Below are 22910 nucleotides of genomic sequence, written 5' to 3'. Positions count from 1 at the left end.
ACAGCAGATATAACGCTATTGTACTCCCAATTTTGCCTGTCGGGGTTGATCGCAGGCGCATCTCATACAGACTTTTCTGCTTGCGGTGTTCAGAATAGCGTCCAGGGAGTACATGTCAGCCAGCACTTTACACGATGCGCTCAAATCCTGCCGATAAATCCGCAATTAAATCGTCCACATTTTCCAGCCCGATATGCAGGCGGATTAAGGTCCCCTCGAAGTCCACCTCGCCGCCCGGGCGCAGGGCCGCAATCTGCTCCGGCTGATTGGGCAGGATCAACGATTCAAACCCACCCCATGAATAGGCCATGCTGAAGAGGGTAAAGTTATCCAGATAGCTTGCCAGCTCGGCGTCATTCAGGCGCTTCTTAAGAACAAATGAGAACAACCCGCTGCTGCCCGTAAAGTCACGTTGCCAGTATTCGTGGCCCTTGCTGCCCGGCAGCGCCGGATGGTTAACGCGCTCCACCTGTGGATGCAGCGCCAGCCACTGTGCAATTTGCATGCTGCTTTCGTGATGCTGACGCAGACGCACGCCGAGCGTACGGATGCCCCGGCTGGTCATGTAGGCGGTATCGGCATCCACCATCTGGCCCATCAGGTAGGCGTTTTCACGCAATTGCTCCCAGCAGCGGGCATTAGATACCGCCGTACCGATCATGCCGTCTGAGTGGCCAATCAGGTATTTGGTCGCCGCCTGAATGGAGATATCGATGTCAAATTCCAGGGCTTTAAACAGCACACCTGCCGCCCAGGTGTTGTCGATCATGATGATCGCTTCCGGCGCTATGCTGCGCACCGCCTTCACGATGGCCGGGACATCATGCACTTCCATGGTGATGGAGCCGGGAGATTCCAGGAACACAACGCGCGTGTTGGGCTGAATAAGCCCGGCAATACCGGCCCCAATCAGCGGATCGAACCAGCTGGTGGTGACGCCGAGCTTGCTGAGTATTTTGGTGCAGAAGTCCTGGCTTGGCTCGTAGGCGGTATTGGTCATCAGGATGTGGTCACCCTGTTCAACAAACGCCAGAATGGTATTGGCGACCGCCGCCGCACCGCACGGGAACAGCGCGCAGCCCGCGCCGCCCTCCAGTTCGCACATGGCTTCCTGCAACGAGAAATGGGTTAACGTGCCACGGCGACCGTAAAACAGCCCGCCCTTCGCGCGATTACGCGTGGCGATTTTTTTATCTTCGACGGTATCAAACACCAGCGAGGAGGCACGCTGGATCACGCTGTTGACCGAGCCCTGGGTGTATTTTTTACTGCGTCCTGCCTGCACCAGCGTGGTCTCAAGCTGCTTTTTAGTCATGTTCGCTAACCCTATTTTTATACGTCTGGACGTCCAGACTACCACGATTGTCAGAATGTGCATCCGGATGCTTATCGAATAAGCAGAAAATATTATCAAATATTCGCACAAGAAATTTTTACTGCGTAAGCGCAAGGAAAGTGAGCGAAAATTACGGCACTATGTAAATACTAATGAGAACTACTATCAATTCGACGACGTTTTGATATTATTACGTTCAGATTGTGTGATTTGCGTCCTGGAGATACAGAGTGGGTAATAATTTGATGCAGACGGATCTCTCCGTTTGGGGCATGTATCAACATGCTGACATCGTCGTTAAGGTTGTGATGATCGGCCTGATTCTGGCGTCCGTGATCACCTGGGCTATCTTCTTCAGCAAGAGCGCCGAACTTCTTTCACAAAAACGCCGCCTCAAGCGTGAGCAGAAGCAGCTGGCGGAAGCCCGCTCTCTGGATCAGGCTTCTGATATCACCTCATCCTTCCATGCGAAAAGCCTGACTACCCTGTTAGTGAACGAAGCGCAGAACGAGCTGGAACTCTCCGCAGGCAGTGAAGATAACGAAGGCATTAAAGAGCGTACCGGCTTCCGTCTGGAGCGTCGCGTTGCGGCCGTGGGTCGTCATATGGGCCGCGGTAACGGCTACCTGGCGACTATCGGCGCTATCTCCCCGTTCGTCGGCCTGTTCGGTACCGTCTGGGGCATCATGAACAGCTTTATCGGTATCGCCCAGACGCAGACCACTAACCTTGCGGTCGTCGCGCCGGGTATCGCAGAAGCGCTGCTGGCAACGGCTATCGGTCTGGTTGCCGCTATCCCTGCGGTAGTTATCTATAACATCTTCGCGCGCATGATTGGCAGTTACAAAGCCACACTGGGTGACGTTGCCGCGCAGGTTCTGCTGCTGCAAAGCCGCGATCTGGACCTGAACGCCAGCGCCGTTAAACCGGTGCATGCGGCGTCCAAACTGCGCGTAGGTTGATTGTATGGCAATGCGTCTTAATGAAAATCTGGACGATAACGGTGAAATGCATGAGATCAACGTGACGCCGTTTATCGACGTCATGCTGGTTCTGCTGATTATCTTTATGGTTGCCGCGCCGCTGGCGACGGTGGACGTGAAGGTGAATCTGCCAGCGTCCTCCAGCCAGCCGCAGCCGCGTCCGGAAAAGCCTGTCTACCTGTCCGTGAAGGCCGATAAGTCCATGTTCCTGGGCAACGATCCGGTGACGGATGCCTCGGTTATTCCGGCGCTGGACCAGCTGACCGGCGGCAAGAAAGACACCACCGTCTTCTTCCGCGCGGATAAAACCGTCGATTATGAAACCATGATGAAGGTAATGGACACGCTGCATCAGGCGGGATACCTGAAGATTGGTCTGGTCGGCGAAGAGAAAGCGGCCGCGAAGTAAAACGAAGGCGAAGCCGCCTTCCGTGCCGGGTGGCGGCTTCGCCTTACCCGGCCTACAATCTCAGGCTAGCGCCGCCGGGCGAACCACGTTGTCAGCAGTTAGAAGATGTTGTTGACGCCTCTTCATCGAGCGCCACGCAGGTGACGTTTGATGTGCGATAGTTGCCCTCCGAGAGTTTACGGGTCAGGCGCAGGGTGGCTGTCTCGCGTGCCAGCAGGTACTGATAGTTCGTCTCCAGTCGCCCAAGGATCTTCTCTTTAAGCTCAGGGCGCAGCTCAATAATGGCGTTCATCACCGCGCCGTAAATCTCCTCTTTGGCCTGCAAGGCATAAATTTCCCGACGGTTCTGCCATTTCAGGCGCACCAGCGTGGCCGGAATCGAAACCAAGTCCTGCGTTATTCGCGTCATCTCGTCATTTTTTATCTTTTTCAGGGCGTCGAGATTCTGCTTTAAGATAAATTCATCGCTTTTCTTATCATCTAAAGTCAAATAAACGTTATTACCGCTATCATCATTCACGTTAATCATCCCCCAGGTTATAAAAAATGGGATTGCTTTTTTCACGCGTAATTAAGTTAAGCCAAATTTCATTGCCAGCTTCATTTATTTGCTGTGTTTTCTCGGCCATTATTTGACTTAGAGCCTGGGCATCTATTTCCCCTTCGGCCTGTAAATCATTTAGCAGATGAACTAAGGCTTCAATCTTGATGGCACGAAATAACCGTTCTTTTAAATGGCGATCGTGCTCTTCCAGCACCATATTACGGGATTTGCCGGTGCGTGAAACACCAATTAATATATCGGCTTCATAGTCGGAGAGTTTTCTTTTTCCTTGAGTGAAATTCGCCTCTTTATCTGCTTCCGTCGAAGGCTGTTCCACAGGCGTAATGTGGTACTTTGCCGGGACAAGATTGTCGGGCAGCATTTTAATTTCCTTTAATTTCAAAAGGGTGGGGTTGGAAAAAGGGTGAGATTCGTTGACAATATCATGAGGCAATTTTAAAATCAAAAAAAATGGAGCCTACCCATGAACAGCATTTTCTTCACGGTCGTAACGTTACTATTACTGACCGCTGGCGTGCTTTTATTGATGCAAGAGTTCAATAAAACGAAAGTGTCAAATGACGCCAGTGAACCACCGCAGCCTGAATTGATGTCCAAAGAGGAGGGGGAAGATCATTTCTCCGTCTTGATGAACGCCGTGACGCCAGTCTGGTACTGGCGGGTGAATCACGAATATATCGATTTTCTCCATGCGACAATTAAGCGAATGAAAATGGCCGAAATTAATGATACGCCCGGCCTGTTCGACGCGCAGCGCCGCTGTAGCGACCTTAATTCGGCGGTCTATAAATATTACGACAATATCAAAAAGCGCTGTCTGAATGGCGAGAAGGTGTCGTATTCCGATTTAGACGTATTAAATCTGCGCCAGTGTTTTCGCGAGTTTAGCCTGGAAGCCTACCCGGAACTGGTCGCGCTGGTCTGGCCGGAGTATGCGCGTCCGGATGTGGATCCCAACGAGGTATAGTTGAGATATACTGAGCGCTGGTTTCGTTTGCAGACAGGATTTTATGGAACGCTTCTTTGAAAACGCAATGTATGCCTCTCGCTGGCTGCTCGCACCCGTCTATTTTGGTCTCTCTCTGGCACTGGTCGCCCTGACGATCAAGTTCTTCCAGGAGATATTCCACGTCCTGCCAAACATTTTCTCCGTGGCAGAAGCCGATTTGATTCTGGTTCTGCTGTCGCTGGTGGATATGACGCTGGTAGGAGGATTACTGGTGATGGTGATGTTCTCCGGTTATGAGAATTTCGTCTCTCAGCTTGATATCGCCGAGCACAAAGAAAAGCTCAACTGGCTGGGGAAAATGGACGCCTCATCGCTGAAAAATAAAGTCGCGGCGTCGATTGTGGCGATTTCGTCTATTCACCTGTTACGTGTCTTTATGGATGCTAAAAACGTCCCGGATAATAAGCTGATGTGGTATGTGATTATCCACCTGACGTTTGTACTGTCGGCGTTTGTGATGGGATATCTGGATAAGATCAGTAAGAAATAATTTTACAGCGCCCCTCACCCTGCCCTCTCCCCAGAGGGGAGAGGGTGTTCAAGTTCCCTCTCCCCTCTGGGGAGAGGGTTAGGGTGAGGGGCGAAAGCATCGGACCGCACTATTTATCCGACGACGCCTGCCACAAATTCAGCTCACCATCCGCCACGTGCTGGTCAATCCGCGTCAGTTCATCTTCGGTAAAGCACAGGTTATTCAGCGCCTGAACGTTCTCTTCCAGTTGCTCCGGGCGGCTCGCGCCGATGAGCACTGACGTTACACGTGTATCTTTCAACAGCCAGCTTAGCGCCATCTGCGCCATCGTCTGCCCGCGCGCGTGCGCCATCTCGTTCAGCAGACGAAGGCTGCTCAGGTTGGCTTCGGTCAGCATTTTCTCCGTCAGGCCGCGTACTTTTTTCCCTTCGCGCTGCATACGTGAACCGTCCGGAATACCGTTCAGGTATTTCCCGGTCAGCAGGCCCTGCGCCAGCGGGGTAAAGGCGATACAGCCCGTTCCGTTTTTCTCCAGCGCGTCCAGCAGACCAGTCTTGTCGACCCAGCGGTTAAGCAGGTTGTAAGAGGGCTGGTGGATCAAAAGCGGGATCTTCCACTCGCGCAGCAATTCGGCCATCACCGTCGTGCGTTCCGTGGAGTAGGACGAAATGCCGACGTACAGCGCTTTTCCGCTCTGCACCGCGTGTGCCAACGCGGCGGCGGTCTCTTCCATCGGCGTGTTTTCGTCTACGCGGTGAGAATAGAAAATATCCACATACTCCACGCCCATGCGTTTCAGGCTCTGGTCGAGGCTGGCGAGCAGATACTTACGTGAACCACCCGAACCATACGGTCCTGGCCACATGTCGTAGCCCGCTTTGGTGGAGATGATCAGCTCGTCGCGATACCCGGCAAAATCTTCTCGCAGCAGGCGGCCAAAATTTTCTTCAGCGCTGCCTGGAGGGGGGCCGTAGTTGTTGGCAAGGTCAAAATGGGTAATGCCGAGATCGAAGGCCTTACGCAGCAGCGCGCGCTGGGAATCGAGCGCCTGAACGTGGCCAAAGCTGTGCCACAGACCCAGCGACAGCGCCGGTAAGCGCAGGCCGCTTTTGCCGCAGTATCGGTACTGCATGTTTTCGTATCGGCCGGTGTAAGGGTGCCAGGACATGATGTCTCCTTTCTTATCGGTGAATTTTCGAAACAGCGTTTTTATTCTAAGCTTATCAAATCATAAATCATGGAGATAAGCGATGACGCGCCTGACTGCCAAAGATTTTCCGCAAGAGCTGCTTGATTACTATGACTATTACGCCCACGGTAAAATCAGCAAACGCGAATTTCTGAATCTCGCGGCGCGCTATGCCGCAGGCGGCGTAACGGCGCTGATGCTGTTTAATATGCTTAAACCCAACTACGCCCTCGCGGAGCAGGTTAAATTCACCGATCCCGATATTCTTCCGGAATACATCACTTATCCCTCGCCCAATGGTCACGGCGAAGTGCGCGGTTACCTGGTGAAGCCGGCCAAAGCTACCGCGAAAACGCCCGCGGTAGTGGTCGTGCATGAGAACCGGGGGCTGAATCCGTATATTGAAGACGTGGCACGACGCGTGGCGAAAGCGGGGTATATCGCGCTGGCTCCCGACGGCCTGAGCTCGGTGGGGGGATACCCCGGCAACGACGACGAAGGAAAGGTTTTGCAGCAGAAGGTCGACCCGACAAGGCTGATGAACGATTTTTTTGCCGCCATAGAGTTTATGAAAAATCATCCGGAAGCCACCGGGAAGGTGGGGATTACCGGTTTTTGCTACGGCGGCGGCGTATCGAATGCCGCCGCCGTAGCGTATCCGGAACTCGACTGCGCCGTGCCCTTCTATGGTCGTCAGCCGCGGGTGGAGGATGTGCCAACAATTAGCGCGCCGCTCCTGCTTCATTATGCCGAGCTGGACAAAAATACTAACGAGGGCTGGCCTGCCTATGAGGCCGCGCTGAAATCAAATAATAAGGTTTATGAAGCGTATATCTACCCCGGCGTAAACCATGGATTTCACAACGATTCTACCCCACGCTATGACCAGCCCGCAGCCGAGCTGGCCTGGTCGAGAACGTTAAGCTGGTTTAAAAAATATCTGGAATTATAAGCCCTGCTTAAATAAATCATCACAAAGGGTTATCTTTTCCCCTGTCCCTGCCGATAACGAGGGTAGTACTCGCCTCTGGGCGAATTCACCCTCACGGCAAGGAATACTCAATGAAGATGCTTCGTAATTTCACCATCCGTTTCGTCATGCTGACGGTACTGGGGATCTTTTGTGTCATGTGGGCAGGCGTGGGGCTTTACAGCACCTGGTCTCTGTCTCGTGTTTCTGATGGTAATGACGTTGACCGCCAGCTGGTCAGGCAAATGACGGTGCTGAGCCAGGGCAACGATCAGTATTTCCGTTTCGTCACCCGCCTGAGCCGGGCGATGGAAGCTAAAGCAGCGGGCGGCACGCCGGACCTGGCTCCTGCTCAGCAGGCGCTGGATAACATGAGTAAAAAGCTGGCAGAGATGAAAGCTATCTCCCCGGGCCCGATGGATGAAAAGGTCTCTGCGCAGGTGATTTCCACCTGGCAGGCGCTGCTCGATCGGGGCGTTACGCCTCAGATGGTGCAGGCAAAGCAGGCGATGCTCGAAGGCTATCGTCAGCATGCCAACAACGTTACGCCGCCGCTAAGCCGCGCGTTTGGCGCCGCGGTTGAGAACTTTAACAATTCTGCGGTGAAGGCGCTCGACAGTACGCGCGTTGTGGTCGACAGCCTGACCAGCATGACCCGGACGGTGATTATCACCGCCACGATCGTGGGTCTGCTGATCCTGCTGTTCACCGACCGCTACCTGGTGGCGCTGCTGGTAAAACCGCTGGAGCGTATCCGTCAGCAGTTCCGCCAGATTGCGCAGGGCGATCTCAGCCAGCCGATTGAGCCCATTGGCCGCAACTGCGTGGGGCAACTGGTTCCGCTGCTGAGCGCCATGCAGGACAGCCTGCGGGAGGCGGTCAGCACGATTCGTTCCGGCAGCGAGAATATCTGGCGCGGGGCAACGGAGATCTCCAGCGGGAATAACGATCTCTCTTCGCGTACCGAAGAGCAGGCCGCTGCGCTGGAAGAGACCGCGGCCAGCATGGAGCAGCTTACCGCAACGGTGAAGCTGAACGCCGAAAGCGCGCGCCAGGCCAGCCAGCTTGCGGATGTCGCCTCCAGTACGGCCAGCCGCGGCGGGTCGCTGGTAGACGATGTGGTCACGACCATGAGCGGCATTTCGGACAGCTCGAAGAAAATTGCTGAAATCACTACCGTTATCAACAGCATCGCCTTCCAGACCAATATTCTGGCGCTGAACGCCGCGGTGGAAGCGGCTCGGGCCGGGGAGCAGGGGCGCGGCTTTGCGGTCGTGGCGGGTGAGGTGCGTAATCTGGCCAGCCGCAGCGCGAATGCGGCAAAAGAGATCGAAGGGCTGATTGCGGATTCCGTTGCCCGCGTGGAGCAGGGGGCGCAGCTGGTGAACGATACCGGCACGACGATGGAAGCTATCCTGCGCGACGTGACGGAGGTGACCGTCATTATGAAGCAGATCGCCACCGCGTCAGAGGAGCAGAGCAAAGGTATTTCTCAGGTCGGCGTAGCCATCACGCAGATGGACGGCGTGACCCAGCAGAATGCCTCGCTGGTGGAGCAGGTTTCCGCCGCTGCGGCTGCACTGGAACGGCAGACCGAAGAACTCCAGCGCTCAGTGCAGAAGTTCCGTCTCTCCGCGTAACATCATCGCGTCAGGCCGTCTCTGGCGGCCTGACATTTATCGCTCTGAATAATCTGTGTCACCTGCGACAGCTGACCGATTTTCACTTCGCTTGCCCGCATAAATTTACTTTTGTCGATCAGCAGCAGCGACTGGCTGGCCCGGTTTAACAGCAGCGCCTTAAAGCCCGCGTTGTGCTCGGACGGATCCCAAAGGACGCCATGCTCATCAACCCCTTCACACGAGAAGATAAACAGATCGATCTCCAGCCCTTTAAGCTGCGTCACCAGCGCCGGATTAACATAGCAGCGATACTTACGCTCAAGCGTTCCGCCGGAGCAGATAAGCGTGATCCGCTCGCGCTTCGCCATCTCGTGGCAGACAGGCAGGCTATTGGTAAACACGGTGAGTTCGATATCCGGAAGCTGGCGTGCCAGATGAAAGCAGGTCGAGCTTGCGTCGAGGGCGATGGTCATCCCTTCGCTGATCCAGCCCAGCGCGTGTCGGGCAATATCGGCTTTGTCGGCATAATGGCTTTTCAGGCGTGCGCCAAAGGGTTCACCGCTGTCGCGGCTGTCCGGGTGAATCAGACGCGCACGCCCGTGCTGGCGCAGAAGTTTCCCCTGCTGCTGTAACGACTTCAGATCCCGGCGGATCGTCTCTTTGCTGACGGAGAGCTTTTCAGCCAGGGCATCGGTGGTCAGCCAGTCACTTTTACTCAGCAGGGTGATGATGCTCTGCTGTCGGGTCGCTTTTAGCGTCTGGTCTGACATTCGAGGATCCTTGCTCACGCGTGCTGACTCATTTTTCTCATCGCAGAAGAGGGGCGGCGAACCGCCCGGTCATGGGTCAATCCTGACGTTTATCTTCCGTCTGGGTATCGAAGTCGCTCGCTGAATGGCGCTCATGCAGCTGCTCGTTCAGCTCGCCGTTGGTGCGGTTAACAATGCGCCCGCGTTTAACGGCCGGGCGATTCGCCACATCTTTTGCCCAGCGCTGCACGTTGGTGTACTTCCCGGCGTCGAGGAATTCGGCGGCGTTGTAGACGCTGCCCAGCGCCACGCAGCCAAACCACGGCCAGATCGCCATATCGGCGATGGTATATTCCTCACCCGCTACATAACGACCGCGCCCCAGCTGCTTGTCCAGCACGTCGAACAGGCGTTTAGCTTCCATGGTGAAGCGATCGATAGCGTACTCAATCTTCACCGGCGCGTAGTTATAGAAGTGGCCAAAACCGCCGCCGAGGAACGGGGCCGCGCCCTGTAACCAGAACAGCCAGTTCAGGGTTTCCGTACGTCCAGCCGGATCTTTTGGCAGGAAGTGACCAAATTTCTCGGCCAGATAGAGCAGGATATTGCCGGATTCAAAGACGCGCGTCGGCGGGGTGGTAGAGTGGTCACGCAGTGCCGGGATCTTCGAGTTCGGGTTCACGTCGACAAAACCGCTGGAGAACTGATCGCCCTCACCGATGCGGATTAACCATGCGTCGTATTCCGCGCCCGTCACGCCCAGCGCCAGCAGCTCTTCCAGCATGATGGTAACTTTCTGTCCATTCGGCGTACCCAGAGAGTACAGCTGGAGCGGGTGCTCGCCCACAGGCAGCTCTTTCTCGTGCGTAGCGCCCGAGACGGGACGGTTGATATTGGCGAACGCGCCGCCGTTATTCTGTTTCCATTCCCACACTTTCGGTGGCTGATAGGTGTTATCTGACATGTTGGCCTGCCTTTTTGGTGTTGTGTTGAGGCAGTGTAGCAGGAGATAGGGGAACCGTTTAACGATGCGAGCGTAATGGGCAGGGCGGGTGTATGATAACGCCACCTCTGTCAGTTAATTACAACGTGCAGACGACGACAACCCCACAAAAAAATTGCCGCCTGCCTGTTTTAGGTTGGACACATGCGTAAAGGAACGTTAAGCAGTGACGCACCCTTCGGGACGTTATTAGGTTATGCGCCGGGTGGCGTGGCGATTTACTCTTCAAATTACGGCAGTCTCGATCCGCGGCACTACCCGGAAGACGCGGAATTCCGCAGCTATATTGGCAACGAATACATGGGCCATAAATGGCAGTGCGTTGAGTTTGCGCGCCGTTTCCTGTTTCTCAACCACGGGTTTGTCTTTACCGACGTCGGGATGGCGTGGGAGATCTTCTCCCTGCGTTTTTTACGCCAGGTGGTGAATGACAACATCCTGCCGCTACAGGCCTTTGCTAATGGCTCAAAACGCGCGCCGCAGGCCGGTGCGCTGCTCATCTGGCAAAAGGGCGGTGAGTTTCAAGAGACCGGCCACGTCGCCGTCATCACCCAGTTGCTGGACGACAGAGTGCGCATTGCCGAGCAGAACGTTATTCACTCTCCGCTGCCGATGGGGCAGCAGTGGACGCGCGAGTTGCGTCTGAGCGTTGAGAACGGTTGCTATACGCTTCATGATACGTTCAGCGATACCGAGATCCTCGGCTGGATGATCCAGACGGAGGAGACGGAACACAGTATTCCTCAGCCGGAGATCGACGGTGAGCTGCTGAAAATCAGCGGCGCGCGGTTGAAGAACAACCGTCAGTTCGACGGAAAATGGCTCAATGAAAACGACGCCCTGCAACAGGCGTACGTTCGCGCGAACGGCCACGTTATTAACAACGATCCCTGCCAGTACTTCACCATTACCGAAAGTGCCGAGCAGGAGCTTATCAAAGCCACCAACGAACTGCACCTGATGTACCTTCATGCCACCGACAAGGTGCTGAAAGACGACAGCTTACTCGCGCTTTTCGACATCCCGAAAATTCTCTGGCCGCGTCTGCGCCTCTCCTGGCAGTGGCGTCGTCACCATATGATCACCGGTCGTATGGATTTCTGCATGGATGAGCGCGGCATTAAGGTTTACGAGTACAACGCGGATTCCGCCTCCTGCCATACCGAGGGCGGGCTGATTCTTGAAGAGTGGGTGAAAAACGGCTATCGCGGCACCGGCCACAATCCGGCGGAAGGGCTGCTGGAAGAGCTGACCGGCGCCTGGAAGCACAGCCACGCGCGGCCGTTCGTCCATATCATGCAGGACAACGATATCGAAGAGGATTACCACGCGCTCTTTATTCAGCGCTCGCTGATCCAGGCCGGGTTTGAAACCAAAATCCTGCATGGACTGGGCGCGCTGAGCTGGGATGCCGCCGGGCAACTGATTGATGATGAAGGCCGTCACGTCAACTGCGTATGGAAAACCTGGGCGTGGGAAACGGCGATCGAGCAGATCCGCGAGGTGAGCGAAACCGAGTACGCCGCCGTGCCCATCCGTACCGGTCACCCGCAAGGTGAAGTGCGCCTGATTGACGTCCTGCTGCGCCCGGAAGTGCTGGTCTTTGAACCGCTGTGGACGGTGATCCCAGGTAACAAGGCGATCCTGCCGGTGCTGTGGCAGCTGTTCCCGAACCACCGTTACCTGCTGGATACCGATTTTGAGGTGAATGCGCTGCTGAAACGGACAGGCTATGCCGTTAAACCGATAGCCGGACGCTGCGGGAGCAATATCGATCTGATCGGCGCCCAGGATCAACTGCTGGACCAGTCCAGCGGCAAGTTTGTTGACCGCAAAAATATCTACCAGCAGCTATGGTGCCTGCCAAAGGTTGACGGCAGATACATACAGGTCTGCACCTTTACCGTGGGCGGAAACTATGGCGGAACCTGTCTGCGTGGGGATGACTCGCTGGTGGTGAAGAAAGAGAGCGATATTGAACCGCTGATTGTGGTGAAGGATAAATAACGTCTCCCTGTTATAAAAAAGCCCCCGCAGGGTATGCTGCGGGGGCTTTTTATTACTCTTCTTCCTCGACCTGCTGCTCGCTGATCTTCAGATCAATGATCCGGCCGATCTGGTCATGATAGACCGTCAGCAGGTTGTACTGGCTCATCTCGGACATAATTTGCGGCGTGACGTTAAAACTTTGGGCAAGCTCGTCATGGCGCAACATTTGCGGATGACGCCGCCTCACATGCGCGCGGCGGCGATTGTACTGATACCACAGGATCAGCAGCCAGCCGTTGAACGCGGCAATCAGCAGATAAACCAGCACTGTATTAAAAGAGGCGATAATCACGCTCCAGCGGTGATCGCTCTCCTCGGTTAACTGCATCCACAGCCTGGCATACAGGAAAAACAGGAATCCTCCCCAGGCTATCAGCGTTAATGCGGCATCGAAAAGACGCGGTGCCAGCCGATGTTCAGTCAAAATTAACGTATTCTCGTTCATTGAATGCTCCCTTTTCCCCGGTCCGGACTGATCCAGCGCGCGCGGGCGCGTTTACGTTTAAGCATGACTTTCGGAAATGCCACGAGGGTGGTAAACAGGCCAATCATCCAGTACACCATCGGGAACCAAATCACCCAGAACAGCGAGCCTGCCACTTTCCGCTCGTAGCGCCGCTCGATATACAAACTGACGAGGAATTGCAGCAGGCACATCACCCCCAGCAGCAGCCCGGTAAACGCCGGGGGAAACAGACTCGCAACGGCCAGGTTCGCGGGAAGAGGGATAATATGGCTAAGAATGAACATCACCACGGTCGCTCCATAGGCAAACGCCCACAGCGTTGATAGCGCGTACTCGAGAAACAGGGGCCACATCCGATGATGCTCCCAGCGGGCCATTTTGCGCAGGTTAACCAGAAACACCTCTGCACCGCCCTGAGCCCAGCGCAGACGCTGTTTCCACAGCCCCTTGAGCGTCTCCGGCATCAGGATCCAGCACAGCGCCCGCGGCTCGAAAAAGATATCCCAGTGGCGCAGCTGAAGCTTCCAGCTTATGTCAATGTCCTCTGTGATCATATCCGGGCTCCAGTACCCGACATCCGCCAGCGCCTGTCGGCGAAAGGCGGCGATGACGCCGGAGACCGTAAAGACCCGGCCATAGATCCGCTGCGTTCGCTTGATAAGACCAATAATGGAAGAAAACTCGCCCACCTGAATACGACCAATCAGCGTTGAGCGCGTGCGAATACGCGGATTTCCGGTGACGGCCCCAACGTGGGGATACTGAATCAGCGGGGCCACCAGATACGCGGCCGTATCGCGATCGAGCAGGGCGTCGCCGTCAATGCAGACCAGCAGATCGCCCCGGGCCGCCGCCGCACCAGCCTTGAGCGCCACGGCTTTCCCCTGATTCTCCGCGAGATTAATCACCCGCAGGCGCGGCTGCTCCTGCGCCAGTTGATGCAGCACCTGCGCGGTATTGTCCGAAGAGCCGTCGTTGATGGCGATAACCTCAACATTCCAGTACCGCTGACCCAGCGCGGCGCTAATGGTCTCCCGTGCGTTGCGTTCCTCATTAAAGCAGGGAATAAGAATCGAGATTAACGGTTCACCGGCTAAGGCAGGCGCGGGTGTTGCGTTATCCCACGACCAGTGCCGTTCAAGCTGAAACCAGAAATAGAGGCCGCCGGTTACCCAGAGCACGGACATAAACAGCGGCCAGAAAAAGACAAAGTCCAGAATCAGTTCGCCGGTAAACAGCGCGGCTACGCCTAACGGCAACCCGAATACCAGACACAAAATAGAGAAGGCGATAATGCGATCAGTCATTGTCAGGATACCAGTACGAAGAAAATTCAGGCCTGATACGCGAAATATCAGGTTGGTTGTTGAGGAAGTCGTCGGGGTAATAACCGTAATTTTTGATGCCGTTCAGCTGGAGCACCTGCATCCACTCCACCAGACGTTCATCGGCTACGGCACGCTGCGGTTTCTGCGCCCAGTCCCTGGCCTGTAGCTCAAAAATCGTTTTATTCAGCGCGCCGGGGCGTGCGGCGACGGCGTTGACTAAACGCGTCAGCCAGGCATTGCTCTCTTCTGCCGGGACGGACTCCATCAGTGGCATTGCCATCGGCACCGTCCAGTCGTAGGCCGATAGAAAATCATCCAGATTTTGCGCAAACCACGCTTCGCTTTCGGGCTGCAGAATGGGGAGGGCGAACATATTGCGCGCGGTCTTGATCTGCGGGCCACGGATGTCCTTCACCGTCTGGCTAAGGGCCTGGGTAAACCCGATAAGCTGCTGGCTTTTCTGGCGCGTCGTCTCCTGCCCGGCATCGTCAACGTCCGTCAGCACCGCGTCGTCATGGAACAAGATCCCGTTGAAGCTGGCATAGCGGGCCAGATCTTCATAGATCTCCGTCACCTGTTGGCGAACCTGTGGACTCCAGGGGGAGAGCCTGATATAGGGCTCGGCGGCCACGGTCAACGCTCCCGTTTGACGATCCCGGCGCTGCACGCGCGGCAAGGCTGGACTGAGATCGAAAGAGAGGACCGGCATCCACGCAAAGACTTTCACTCCCGCGCGGGTTTGTAGCTGCCAGGCGACAAAATTAAAAAGATCGGCCCGGACCGGAAGCCGGCGGTTGGGGAAATAGAGCGCGCCGATCCTGCCGTCGCCCCGCGGATCCGAAAACGCCTGGAGAAACACATGGCTGATTTTCATGTCGTAGACCCGCTGGACGAGTTTGTTGATGTTTTTCGTCTGCTGGGCCGGATCGGGATCGTAGACATAATCGAGATCAACATGCATGACGCGCACCGGGTCAAACTCCTGAACGCGGCTAACCGTGTTGGCAAAGGTTTTTATCGACGGATTTCCGGCAATCAGCAGGCGCGGGATGTTGCCGAGGTCGCGCACGTTTGCCAGCCCGTCCTCCAGGGTAAAGGCCAGCTGATAGCCCTGTTTCTGGGCGATAGCGAGCGATGTACCGTTGGCAGCCCCATAGGGCCACACCCAGGCACGCGGCGCTTTTCCCGTCACCTGGGTGATTTTTTCGGTGACTTTCCGTACGTCTGCGGCGATCCGCTGGTTGAAGTGTTCATCGGTTTCGTAATGCCCCGTCGCGTTATCGAAAAAACGGTTGGCGATAGCGGGTTCACGGCTTCCCTGCGGGTTGGCCGGGATGCCGTAATGCGAGGCCCAGGTATGCGAGCCAATTTCAACCAGCGGGGAGCGGCTTAACTCGCGCACCATGTCCCATGTCGCGAACCGATCGCGGGGCGTCATCAGACCGCCGAAGTTAACTTTTTGATTTGCCGGCGTATCCACCCAGCTGCCCACCGGCGCCCACAGCGCAGGAACGTTCCAGGCCTGAAGCAGGGGCCAAACGCGGGTGTAAAAGCTGCTGTAGCCGTCGTCGAAGCTGAGCAAAACGGCTTTCGGCGGCAGCGTTTTTTTTCCTTCATGCGCATCCAGAATGTCCTGCACGCTGATGGCGTGATAGCCGTTGTGCAAAAGCCAGCTTATCTGCTCGTTTAACGCGCTGGTGCGAACGGAGAGGTAGCGCTGATCGGCAGCATCATCTTCGACGTCGTGGTAGGCCAGGACCAGAAACTGATTCTCCGGCCAGGGTTTGCTGGCCTCCAGCTGCGGCCTCTCTTCAGGAGCCATAAAGGAGAGCGGCTGCGCGCAGAGACTCGCGCTGAGGCAGAGCCAGCCGATGACGATCAGGCTTACAGAAAAACGTGTATTCAGCATATTCATCCTTAAAAGCGTAAAGTCGCATCTAACGTGACGGAGAGATTACTCTCGCGTTTGCCGTCGTAAGGGCGTTTATCCCAGTTCAGCATCACGCCAGTATCGACAACGTTGTTCCACTGAATGCGTTGCCCGTAACCCAGCAGGGTAATGGCGCCAGGCGACTGATTTTTCTGCCAGTAGCTGCCGCCGCCTGCCACGAACTGCTGGTTCCAGAGGGTGTCGTAGTGGCGGTACATCTCATGGTCAACGGACAGGGCTGCCGTCACGGACAGATCCCGTGCCGGGTTGTAATAGAGCGTATTCCGCAGGCTGTTTTTACTGGCGGCGATCCCCGGTTCGAGATCCAGCGTCAGGGTCGGGGTCTGCCAGAGACGCTCTTTCCCAGAGAGGGTGTATTCCTGACGGCGGTTGTGGTCTGAGAAGCGGCTGACGGCGGCGTTGAACTGGTATTCACGTCGCTCGTTTTGATACCAGCGCACCCCACCTTCACCCCGGTTGGCGCTGATCCCATTGCGTAATGCCCGTAAGGGTGTCGCGCGTGATAAGCGCTCGAGGCTACCGCTGACCTGCCAGTTATCACTCAGGCTGTAGGTTGTTGAGAGCCGTGCACCCGGCCTGTTTGTGCCGTGATAGCGGTTGCTGGAGAGCTCGGCTTCGAGCGTGAGGTCACGTGGGCGCCACTCAACGCCGCCCAACAGGTGGCGGCTGATGCCTTTACCTTCGTCGAAATTCCCCTGTGCATAGCGGGCGCCAGCAAATAGCCGCCAGTTATCCGCCACGGGTGGGCCATAGAGCGTGGCGTCCCAGCTCATGTCGTGGCTACCGCTGACGGGGTTATCTGAATGCAATCCTTTACCCGCGTTCAGACGCAGCTCTGACATATGGTGGACCGCTCTGAGCCTGTCCAGGCGACGGGCGCTGCGATCGGCGGGGGCGCGAGCAATTACGTCATCAGCCAGTAAATCCATCTGGCGCCACTCCTGAAGGTCCATTGCGACGTAAGCCTGCTGTTTTTCAAGCTCCAGATTCGTGGGTTCGAGCGCCTCTGCTCGTTTAAGCTTTTGCTCGGCCGCGCGCGGCAGGCCCCTGGCCTGAAGCAGGGCGGCATAATCAATTTGTAATCCCTGATTTCCCGGCGCCGTTGACGCCAGACGATACGACAGCTTTTCGGCCTCGGGCAGGGCGTTGGTCGCCAGCAAATAGTTAAGTTTGAGTGACTGTCCGGTGAGCCACCTATCGTTCGGCTGAGCGGTCGGGGATCCGAAATCGTAGCGGGTCCAGGGAACGCTGCGGGTCTCGCGCTCAACGTAGCGGCGGGCGGTTTGATACTGCCCCGTATCCAGCCAGGCGTAGAAAAGCGCATGCTCCTCATCCTGCGGATCGGAGGCGTAGTGTGGATAGCGTTGTACAAGCGAGAAGGCGGCGACGGTGTTTTTCTCCTGCAAATATGCAGAGATCACCCAGCCGATGGCCCAGTCCGGCACCGGATGCTGTGCGGTCGTCAGCGCCTCATATTCGCTAATAACCTGCCGGTAATCACCCTGCGCATACAGCGCGCCAAGCCGATCGATACGGGCAAGGATGACGTCTTCAGCCGCCTGCGGTTCGTTTTGCCAGCGGGAAAGCAGGACGTGATAGCGATCTAATGCGTTTTGTGCCAGCCGCAGCCGCTCTTTCTCCGTTCTGCCAGGCACATCCGCCAGGCGTACCTTTTCAGCCGCGGCGTTACGCTCAAGGCGGCGACGCTCCGCGGGAGACATTGCTGCGCTTTGCGACAGCCAGAGTGCGGGCGTGCTTACCCGGTTATCCGTTAACGCATCGATCGTCTCGCGAAGAAGGGCGTTATTCCCTGGTGCGGCGTTTAGCGCGCGCATGTCCGCCAGCAGCCGGTCCGCGTTTTTTCCCTGGCGCATCCAGACATAGGAGAGCGTCTCAAGGTGCGCGGGAGAAGGATCGTCCTTAACCAACTGCCGGGCTTTCGAAAGCGCGAGGCGATCTCTGCGGGCATCGGCCAGGGTCTTAACATAGCCGATGCGGTAATCGTCGTTATCCGGCGCAAGGCTGAGCGCCTCTTTCCACAGCGATAAGGCGGATGGCCAGGCTTTTTGGTTTCTTCTGGACTGGGCGACAGCAGCGATGGCGCGAGCGGGAAGCGGCATATAAATACCATAACGCTGCCAGACTCGAATAACCTCATCATCGCGTCCTGCCCAGGAGGCTACCTGTAACCAGTCCGCAACCTGTCCAGGTGTTAAAGCATGCTGTTGCTCATAGCGCTGTAGGTAATCAAGAAACAGAGCATAATTACCGTTACGTGCCTGTTGTATCTGATGCTCATAAACGGATTCATCAGCCTGAACCAGAACAGGAAAGAGTAAAAGCAGGAGCAATAATATTGTGGTGCGATAAAAGAATAACGTAGTGAAGCTAAGCGATCTTTCCATATCTATTTGCCATTTGTTTATCGTGAATCCATTGCATAACACGGCCGCCTTTTAACTCTGCGTTAAAGGGCATAAAGGAGAACATTAAATCTGAATGATGCTACGTTATGGGGTACTTACTTAAAGGTAATTATGCGCCCTCATCTCAGTGGTCTGATTGGGCTTAATGTACACCCGATGTGTTGGGGGATAAATAAGTTGAAAAGCGGCTGGGAGGTTTTGAGATAATTCTGGAAGAAGTAAGTTTTTTAGATAATTCAGTGCAGGATTGTTCTTTTTAAATGATTGATATTAAATGTTTTTTCTTTTGCTGTTTGCGGTTTTTTTATATTTGAAATGAAGTTCTGCTGAGTTAATTAAAGTACTTTCCGGTGCATGTTTGGGAAGTTTCATGACAAAAATTCTTAATGTTCAGAGAAGTGACTTTTCTGAAATTCTTTTTTATTTATAATTAACGCCAGGCATTGAGTGATAGTCTACAAAAAGTCTAGCTCACCAATGTCATATTGAGGGATGATCAAAGCCAGAAAACATTTGCCGTTAATGTAAAGCGCTATAAACGAAAGCGTCCTTGTTTCTTAAGAGGCGGGCTTGCTTTAATCTAAAAGGGATGATTAGTGGCGACTTCAATAGTGTTAGTGACTCAGGATTGTTTCCTTGTCAGGGGGATGCGGCTATTTTTCCCGGATATAATTTGCCTCTGTTCGATAGACAGAAACATATTTGATACCGACGCAAATGAATATACTGTACTGATTGATAGCCGTACGCCGCTCCGTTTATATGATTACCTGATACGCCATCCGGCCAGAACGAGAAAAACCATCTGCTGCGTTATGCTGGATATGCGCCCTCGAGAGGAGGATCTGCACAGTATGAAGCTGTTTATGAACACGTCGCTTACGCCTCCGGATATGGCGTCGTTATTCAATCTGGTGCTTGATATGAAAGGCTGGCGTCTGACAACCAAATGGCTGCTTAACTTACGGCTGAGTAGACATGAAGCGATAATGCTCCGGTTGCTGAAGGCAGGGAGGTCAATGGAAGAGATTGCAGATAAGCTGAATATGTCGGTTAAAAGCCTCTATCGCAAGCGAACGGCGCTATCGGAGCGGTTAGGGGCAGGGAACTTCAACGAGGCGTGTTTGTTTATCTTCAAAAACAAACTGCTGGACGCGGCTGGGAACGATCCCTAGCTTCGTCAGAAGCCAAAAGCACAAACCCGCCACGAGGGCGGGTTCTTTTAATGGAAATAATTCAGAACGACCAGCGCAGATTGGCGTTAACAGAGTTGACGCGGGTATCCGCACCATATTGTCCCTGATAACCCACATCCAGCGTCGCAGCACGCGACAGCTGTACGCTCACGCCGATATCACCCACCATTACGTCCTCATCCACGGCTTGCCCCTGAGTAATGAACGCGTCGCTGCCCGCAAACGCCATGCGCGAAGAGGTATTCTTATCGCCATAAGCGTGCTGCCATCCCAGCGAACCGTAGAGGTTAACGTTCTTCGGCAGCTCGGTCACACCGCGCACCCCGAGTGTGGAATAGAAGGTGTTCATCGTTTCGTTACGGACGCTCAGCGCAGCGGCACCGCCGTCTTCCCTGAAGCTGTCGGTATGCAGCCGGATGTACGATAAATTGACGAACGGCTCAATATTCCTGTCTGGCTGGCCGAAACGGTAGCCCGCTTCGGTAAACGCCAGCAGCGAGTTAGCGTCGTAATCTGACTTCAGCCGATCCGAGAAGCCGCTGAAATCAACATTGCGCTCGCCCTCGATCTTGTGCCAGGTGTAACCCAGCGCGCCGCGAAGGGAGAACGCATCCTGTTGACCCGCCGCATACAGGCCAAGGTGATAGTTGTCGGTATCCGTTGAGGAGCGACGGCTGTCGACGTCGTAATCACCCCGGCTGTAGCCGAAGTAGCCGCCGACACGCACGTTATGGTCCGCCAGCTTGCGATCTGCCCCCAGCAGGAAGCCGGTGGTGTTGCCGTCCAGCTTGCCCACGTTACCGTCGCCGCTGTTTCGGCTCCAGGAGCTGAAGGTCTGGCCCCAGACGCCATTGTTTTGCGGCTCCGGCTGTTGCACCAGCGACATGGCTAACGGTGGGATCGGCAGGCTGTCGTTATCAAACGCGCGCTGCATACGCTGGTTTAACACGTTAAACACCTGCGTGCTGCCAGCGATCAGGTTGGACTGCATTGATGGATAAACTTCGCCAGACAGCTGGTTGAACGCCTCGCGCGCTTCCGGCGCGCTCAGCACCAGCAGCGAGTTATACAGCGCCAGCGACGGGCCGCTTTGCGTCAGCGTGGAGAGCGCGCCAGCGGTATTCCACTGGTTGCTGCTTTGGGCCACGGTCTGGAAAATGCCCGGCTTGCCGCTGCCCGGGTTTTCGCCGCCAGGATTCTCACCGCCCGGGTTTTCACCTCCGGGGTTTTCACCGCCCGGGTTTTCACCTCCGGGGTTTTCACCGCCCGGGTTTTCACCTCCGGGGTTTTCACCGCCCGGGTTCTCGCCTCCGGGATTTTCACCGCCCGGGTTCTCGCCCCCAGGATTTTCACCTCCGGTCTCTTTCTGCGCGATGGTCAGATCGACGGCGTTGGTGCTTTGCTCAAGCGCCACGTCCAGGAAGGCGGATTTGGAAATCGCTCCGGCGAACTCACCGTCAATTCCCCCGTCGGAGGTCAAAATGCGGTAGCTTTGGCCCGTTTTATAGCTGGTTTGCGGATCCAGCGCGGTGACCTGTACCTTAGCCCGATCGCTGATGGTGGTTTTGCCCGATACCAGTAGCTGGTCGCTGCTGCCATCGCCCGCGATATCCACGTCATAGAAGGATTCGCCGATAAAGTTCAGATAGCGTTTTAGCGTCAACGTACCGATATTGCCGTCGCCAGGCGAGATATGCCCGCCAGACAGGATCTCGGTCTGGCCCAGCGTGCCGTTGCCGCCCAGCGTGCCGCCGGACTTGATTGACGCGGCGCTGCTGTAACCGACCCCGTCGCTGACGTCTGAACCCGCCGTCGCGTTGAGGATCAGCGTACCGCCGTTCTCGGCGCTAAGGGTCTGAACATCAAAAATATCATCTTCTGGCTGGGTATTAATATTGCTGGCAATGATGACTTTACCGCCCCGCGCGGTTACGTTCGCCTTGAGTGCGGAAAGATCGCCGTTCAGCGTCGTTTGCCCGGAGGTGTTGATCACATCACCTTCACCGCTCATCGTGTTGCTGAAGATGTAATTTCCGTCGGTATGGTTGAAGTAGACATAGCTGCCGAACAGTCCGCCACGCAGGCTGATTGCCGTCTTCGCATCGAGGGTACCTGCGCCGCCCGCCGTGCCAGGCGTTGGCTCAGTTAAACCCGTGCCGGTGTCCATATTGCCGCGGCTGCCGATGATGAGCGCACCCCGGTTCGAGCCGGAACCCGATGTCCCCACGATCAGCGCATTGCTGCCAGCGGAAAATGAACCGCCGTCAATCACAGACAGCACGCCATTGCCGTAATCGCCCACGCTCACGCTGCTGCCGCTGGTAAAGCGCGAGTCCTTGCCCGCAATAACCAATTCGGCGGTTTTCCCTGCGCCGGAGACGCCCGCCACCTGCACGCCGCCAACGTTAACCGCTCCGCCGTCCAGTACGTCCAGGTCGCCATTAAGCGTTAACGTACGGCCAACGTTCCACTGTGAGCCGCTCCCGGTGACGGTGGCTTTCGGGCTCAGCGTGTCGGTTTCACCCGGTCCGGTACCATTCCCGATGCGCGCATCGTAGGCGGTATTGAGCGCCGCGCCGTCCTCAATTGCCAGCGTGGAGCGTGCGCCCAGATCGGTGCCTACGCTGAGAAAATTACTGGTCACACGAGAGCCGGCACCCGTGGCGATAAGGTGGCTGTCGTAGCCCCGGGTGGTGCCGACAACGATCTCCTTTGCGCTCGCCAGCGCGCCCTCTTCGACTCGCAGGGTGCCGAGGCCAAGATTCAGGTCGCCGCGCAGGACGTACCGATCGTTCACCGCGTTAAGCTCAGCGTCTGGCCCACGGACCGTGACCACGCTTTCATAAATTTTGCCATCGAACAGCCGACCGATATTGATGTTATAGGCGGTGATTTTGCCATTATCGATCAGCAGGTTTCCGCGTTGATTACGTCCAACATAAACATCTCCGGTGTAACCCAGCGTTTCGGTAATACGCGAGTCGCCATCAAAAAAGGCATCGGCTGCACGCGCGATATCGGCAGGTAAAAACAGTAACAGCGGCGCGGAAAATAGAGCGAGGTAAAGTCTGGAAAGCGGCGTCTTAACCGCTAAAGCATGCGATGTAGAGTTATTCACGGGCTATCTCCGTACTCATTAGCGTGATGTCTGGAAAATCGTTTTTATGAAAACTCAGATACGTCAGAA

Annotated in this window: 19 protein-coding genes; 8 read left to right on the top strand and 11 right to left on the bottom strand. The window is 55.7% G+C overall.

What is annotated here, in order from left to right; translation table 11 throughout:
* Positions 1-127: 127 nt before the first annotated feature.
* Positions 128-1315, bottom strand: coding sequence for a cystathionine beta-lyase (gene metC, locus BFV65_RS17865; RefSeq protein WP_023330189.1), 1188 nt, complete (start codon positions 1313-1315; stop codon positions 128-130).
* Positions 1316-1566: 251 nt separating this feature from the next.
* Between metC and exbB the strand changes: the two genes are divergently transcribed.
* Positions 1567-2298, top strand: a complete 732-nt coding sequence (gene exbB / locus BFV65_RS17860; RefSeq protein WP_023298602.1) for a tol-pal system-associated acyl-CoA thioesterase — start codon at positions 1567-1569, stop codon at positions 2296-2298.
* A 4-nt stretch (positions 2299-2302) separates the two neighbouring features.
* On the top strand, positions 2303-2728 hold the full coding sequence (gene exbD, locus BFV65_RS17855; protein WP_023298601.1) for a TonB system transport protein ExbD: 426 nt from the start codon (positions 2303-2305) through the stop codon (positions 2726-2728).
* 91 nt (positions 2729-2819) lie between these two features.
* Here the strand turns inward: exbD and BFV65_RS17850 are convergent, their stop codons facing one another.
* Complete coding sequence (locus BFV65_RS17850; RefSeq protein WP_023298600.1) at positions 2820-3257, bottom strand: hypothetical protein; 438 nt, start codon at positions 3255-3257, stop codon at positions 2820-2822.
* On the bottom strand, positions 3250-3654 hold the full coding sequence (locus tag BFV65_RS17845; protein ID WP_023330187.1) for a hypothetical protein: 405 nt from the start codon (positions 3652-3654) through the stop codon (positions 3250-3252). Before BFV65_RS17845 ends, BFV65_RS17850 begins: the two co-directional genes overlap by 8 nt.
* Before the next feature lie 102 nt (positions 3655-3756).
* Here BFV65_RS17845 and BFV65_RS17840 point away from each other — a divergent pair, with 102 nt between their 5' ends.
* A complete protein-coding gene (locus BFV65_RS17840) occupies positions 3757-4260 on the top strand; it encodes an ESA_00282 family adhesion-associated protein (protein WP_023298598.1) in 504 nt (167 codons plus the stop codon).
* A gap of 43 nt (positions 4261-4303) precedes the next feature.
* A complete protein-coding gene (locus tag BFV65_RS17835; protein ID WP_006811956.1) occupies positions 4304-4792 on the top strand; it encodes a TIGR00645 family protein in 489 nt (162 codons plus the stop codon).
* Positions 4793-4901: 109 nt separating this feature from the next.
* Here BFV65_RS17835 and BFV65_RS17830 read toward each other — a convergent pair whose 3' ends face one another.
* Positions 4902-5942 carry an aldo/keto reductase gene (locus tag BFV65_RS17830; RefSeq protein WP_063147393.1) on the bottom strand — a complete coding sequence of 347 codons (1041 nt, stop codon included), beginning with the start codon at positions 5940-5942 and terminating at the stop codon, positions 4902-4904.
* Between the two features lie 82 nt (positions 5943-6024).
* Here BFV65_RS17830 and yghX point away from each other — a divergent pair, with 82 nt between their 5' ends.
* Both yghX and BFV65_RS17820 read left to right on the top strand, forming a co-directional pair.
* Entirely contained in the window at positions 6025-6915 is an 891-nt protein-coding gene (gene yghX, locus BFV65_RS17825) for a YghX family hydrolase (RefSeq protein ID WP_069596954.1), read from the top strand.
* Positions 6916-7025: 110 nt separating this feature from the next.
* Positions 7026-8573 carry a methyl-accepting chemotaxis protein gene (locus BFV65_RS17820; protein ID WP_069596953.1) on the top strand — a complete coding sequence of 516 codons (1548 nt, stop codon included), beginning with the start codon at positions 7026-7028 and terminating at the stop codon, positions 8571-8573.
* Positions 8574-8575: 2 nt separating this feature from the next.
* On the opposite strand, the gene fucR is transcribed toward BFV65_RS17820, so the two are convergent.
* The gene (fucR, locus tag BFV65_RS17815) at positions 8576-9325 is read right to left on the bottom strand and encodes an L-fucose operon activator (protein ID WP_023298593.1); all 750 of its coding nucleotides are present in this window, start codon (positions 9323-9325) and stop codon (positions 8576-8578) included.
* Between the two features lie 76 nt (positions 9326-9401).
* The gene (gene yghU, locus BFV65_RS17810; RefSeq protein WP_023298592.1) at positions 9402-10268 is read right to left on the bottom strand and encodes a glutathione-dependent disulfide-bond oxidoreductase; all 867 of its coding nucleotides are present in this window, start codon (positions 10266-10268) and stop codon (positions 9402-9404) included.
* 183 nt (positions 10269-10451) lie between these two features.
* On the opposite strand from yghU, the gene gss reads away from it, so the two are divergent.
* The gene (gene gss, locus BFV65_RS17805) at positions 10452-12314 is read left to right on the top strand and encodes a bifunctional glutathionylspermidine amidase/synthase (RefSeq protein WP_038416724.1); all 1863 of its coding nucleotides are present in this window, start codon (positions 10452-10454) and stop codon (positions 12312-12314) included.
* Between the two features lie 52 nt (positions 12315-12366).
* Here the strand turns inward: gss and pgaD are convergent, their stop codons facing one another.
* The 4 genes from pgaD to pgaA are packed head-to-tail and all read right to left on the bottom strand — an operon-like array spanning position 12367 to position 18506.
* Positions 12367-12801: a poly-beta-1,6-N-acetyl-D-glucosamine biosynthesis protein PgaD gene (gene pgaD / locus BFV65_RS17800; protein WP_063163591.1), complete on the bottom strand. Its 435-nt coding sequence runs from the start codon at positions 12799-12801 to the stop codon at positions 12367-12369.
* Positions 12798-14129, bottom strand: coding sequence for a poly-beta-1,6-N-acetyl-D-glucosamine synthase (gene pgaC / locus BFV65_RS17795; protein WP_023298589.1), 1332 nt, complete (start codon positions 14127-14129; stop codon positions 12798-12800). The genes pgaD and pgaC overlap by 4 nt, the downstream gene beginning before the upstream one ends.
* A complete protein-coding gene (gene pgaB / locus BFV65_RS17790) occupies positions 14122-16059 on the bottom strand; it encodes a poly-beta-1,6-N-acetyl-D-glucosamine N-deacetylase PgaB (protein ID WP_069596952.1) in 1938 nt (645 codons plus the stop codon). Before pgaB ends, pgaC begins: the two co-directional genes overlap by 8 nt.
* A gap of 8 nt (positions 16060-16067) precedes the next feature.
* Positions 16068-18506, bottom strand: a complete 2439-nt coding sequence (pgaA, locus tag BFV65_RS17785) for a poly-beta-1,6 N-acetyl-D-glucosamine export porin PgaA (RefSeq protein WP_069596951.1) — start codon at positions 18504-18506, stop codon at positions 16068-16070.
* A 668-nt stretch (positions 18507-19174) separates the two neighbouring features.
* Between pgaA and BFV65_RS17780 the strand changes: the two genes are divergently transcribed.
* Positions 19175-19702, top strand: coding sequence for a helix-turn-helix transcriptional regulator (locus tag BFV65_RS17780; RefSeq protein WP_045308383.1), 528 nt, complete (start codon positions 19175-19177; stop codon positions 19700-19702).
* Between the two features lie 61 nt (positions 19703-19763).
* Here the strand turns inward: BFV65_RS17780 and BFV65_RS17775 are convergent, their stop codons facing one another.
* Entirely contained in the window at positions 19764-22841 is a 3078-nt protein-coding gene (locus tag BFV65_RS17775; protein WP_069596950.1) for an autotransporter outer membrane beta-barrel domain-containing protein, read from the bottom strand.
* Between the last annotated feature and the right edge of the window lie 69 nt (positions 22842-22910).

The organism is Enterobacter hormaechei subsp. hoffmannii, from assembly GCF_001729745.1.
Classification (GTDB): domain Bacteria; phylum Pseudomonadota; class Gammaproteobacteria; order Enterobacterales; family Enterobacteriaceae; genus Enterobacter; species Enterobacter intestinihominis.
This window is presented reverse-complemented; position numbering and strand designations above follow the sequence as displayed.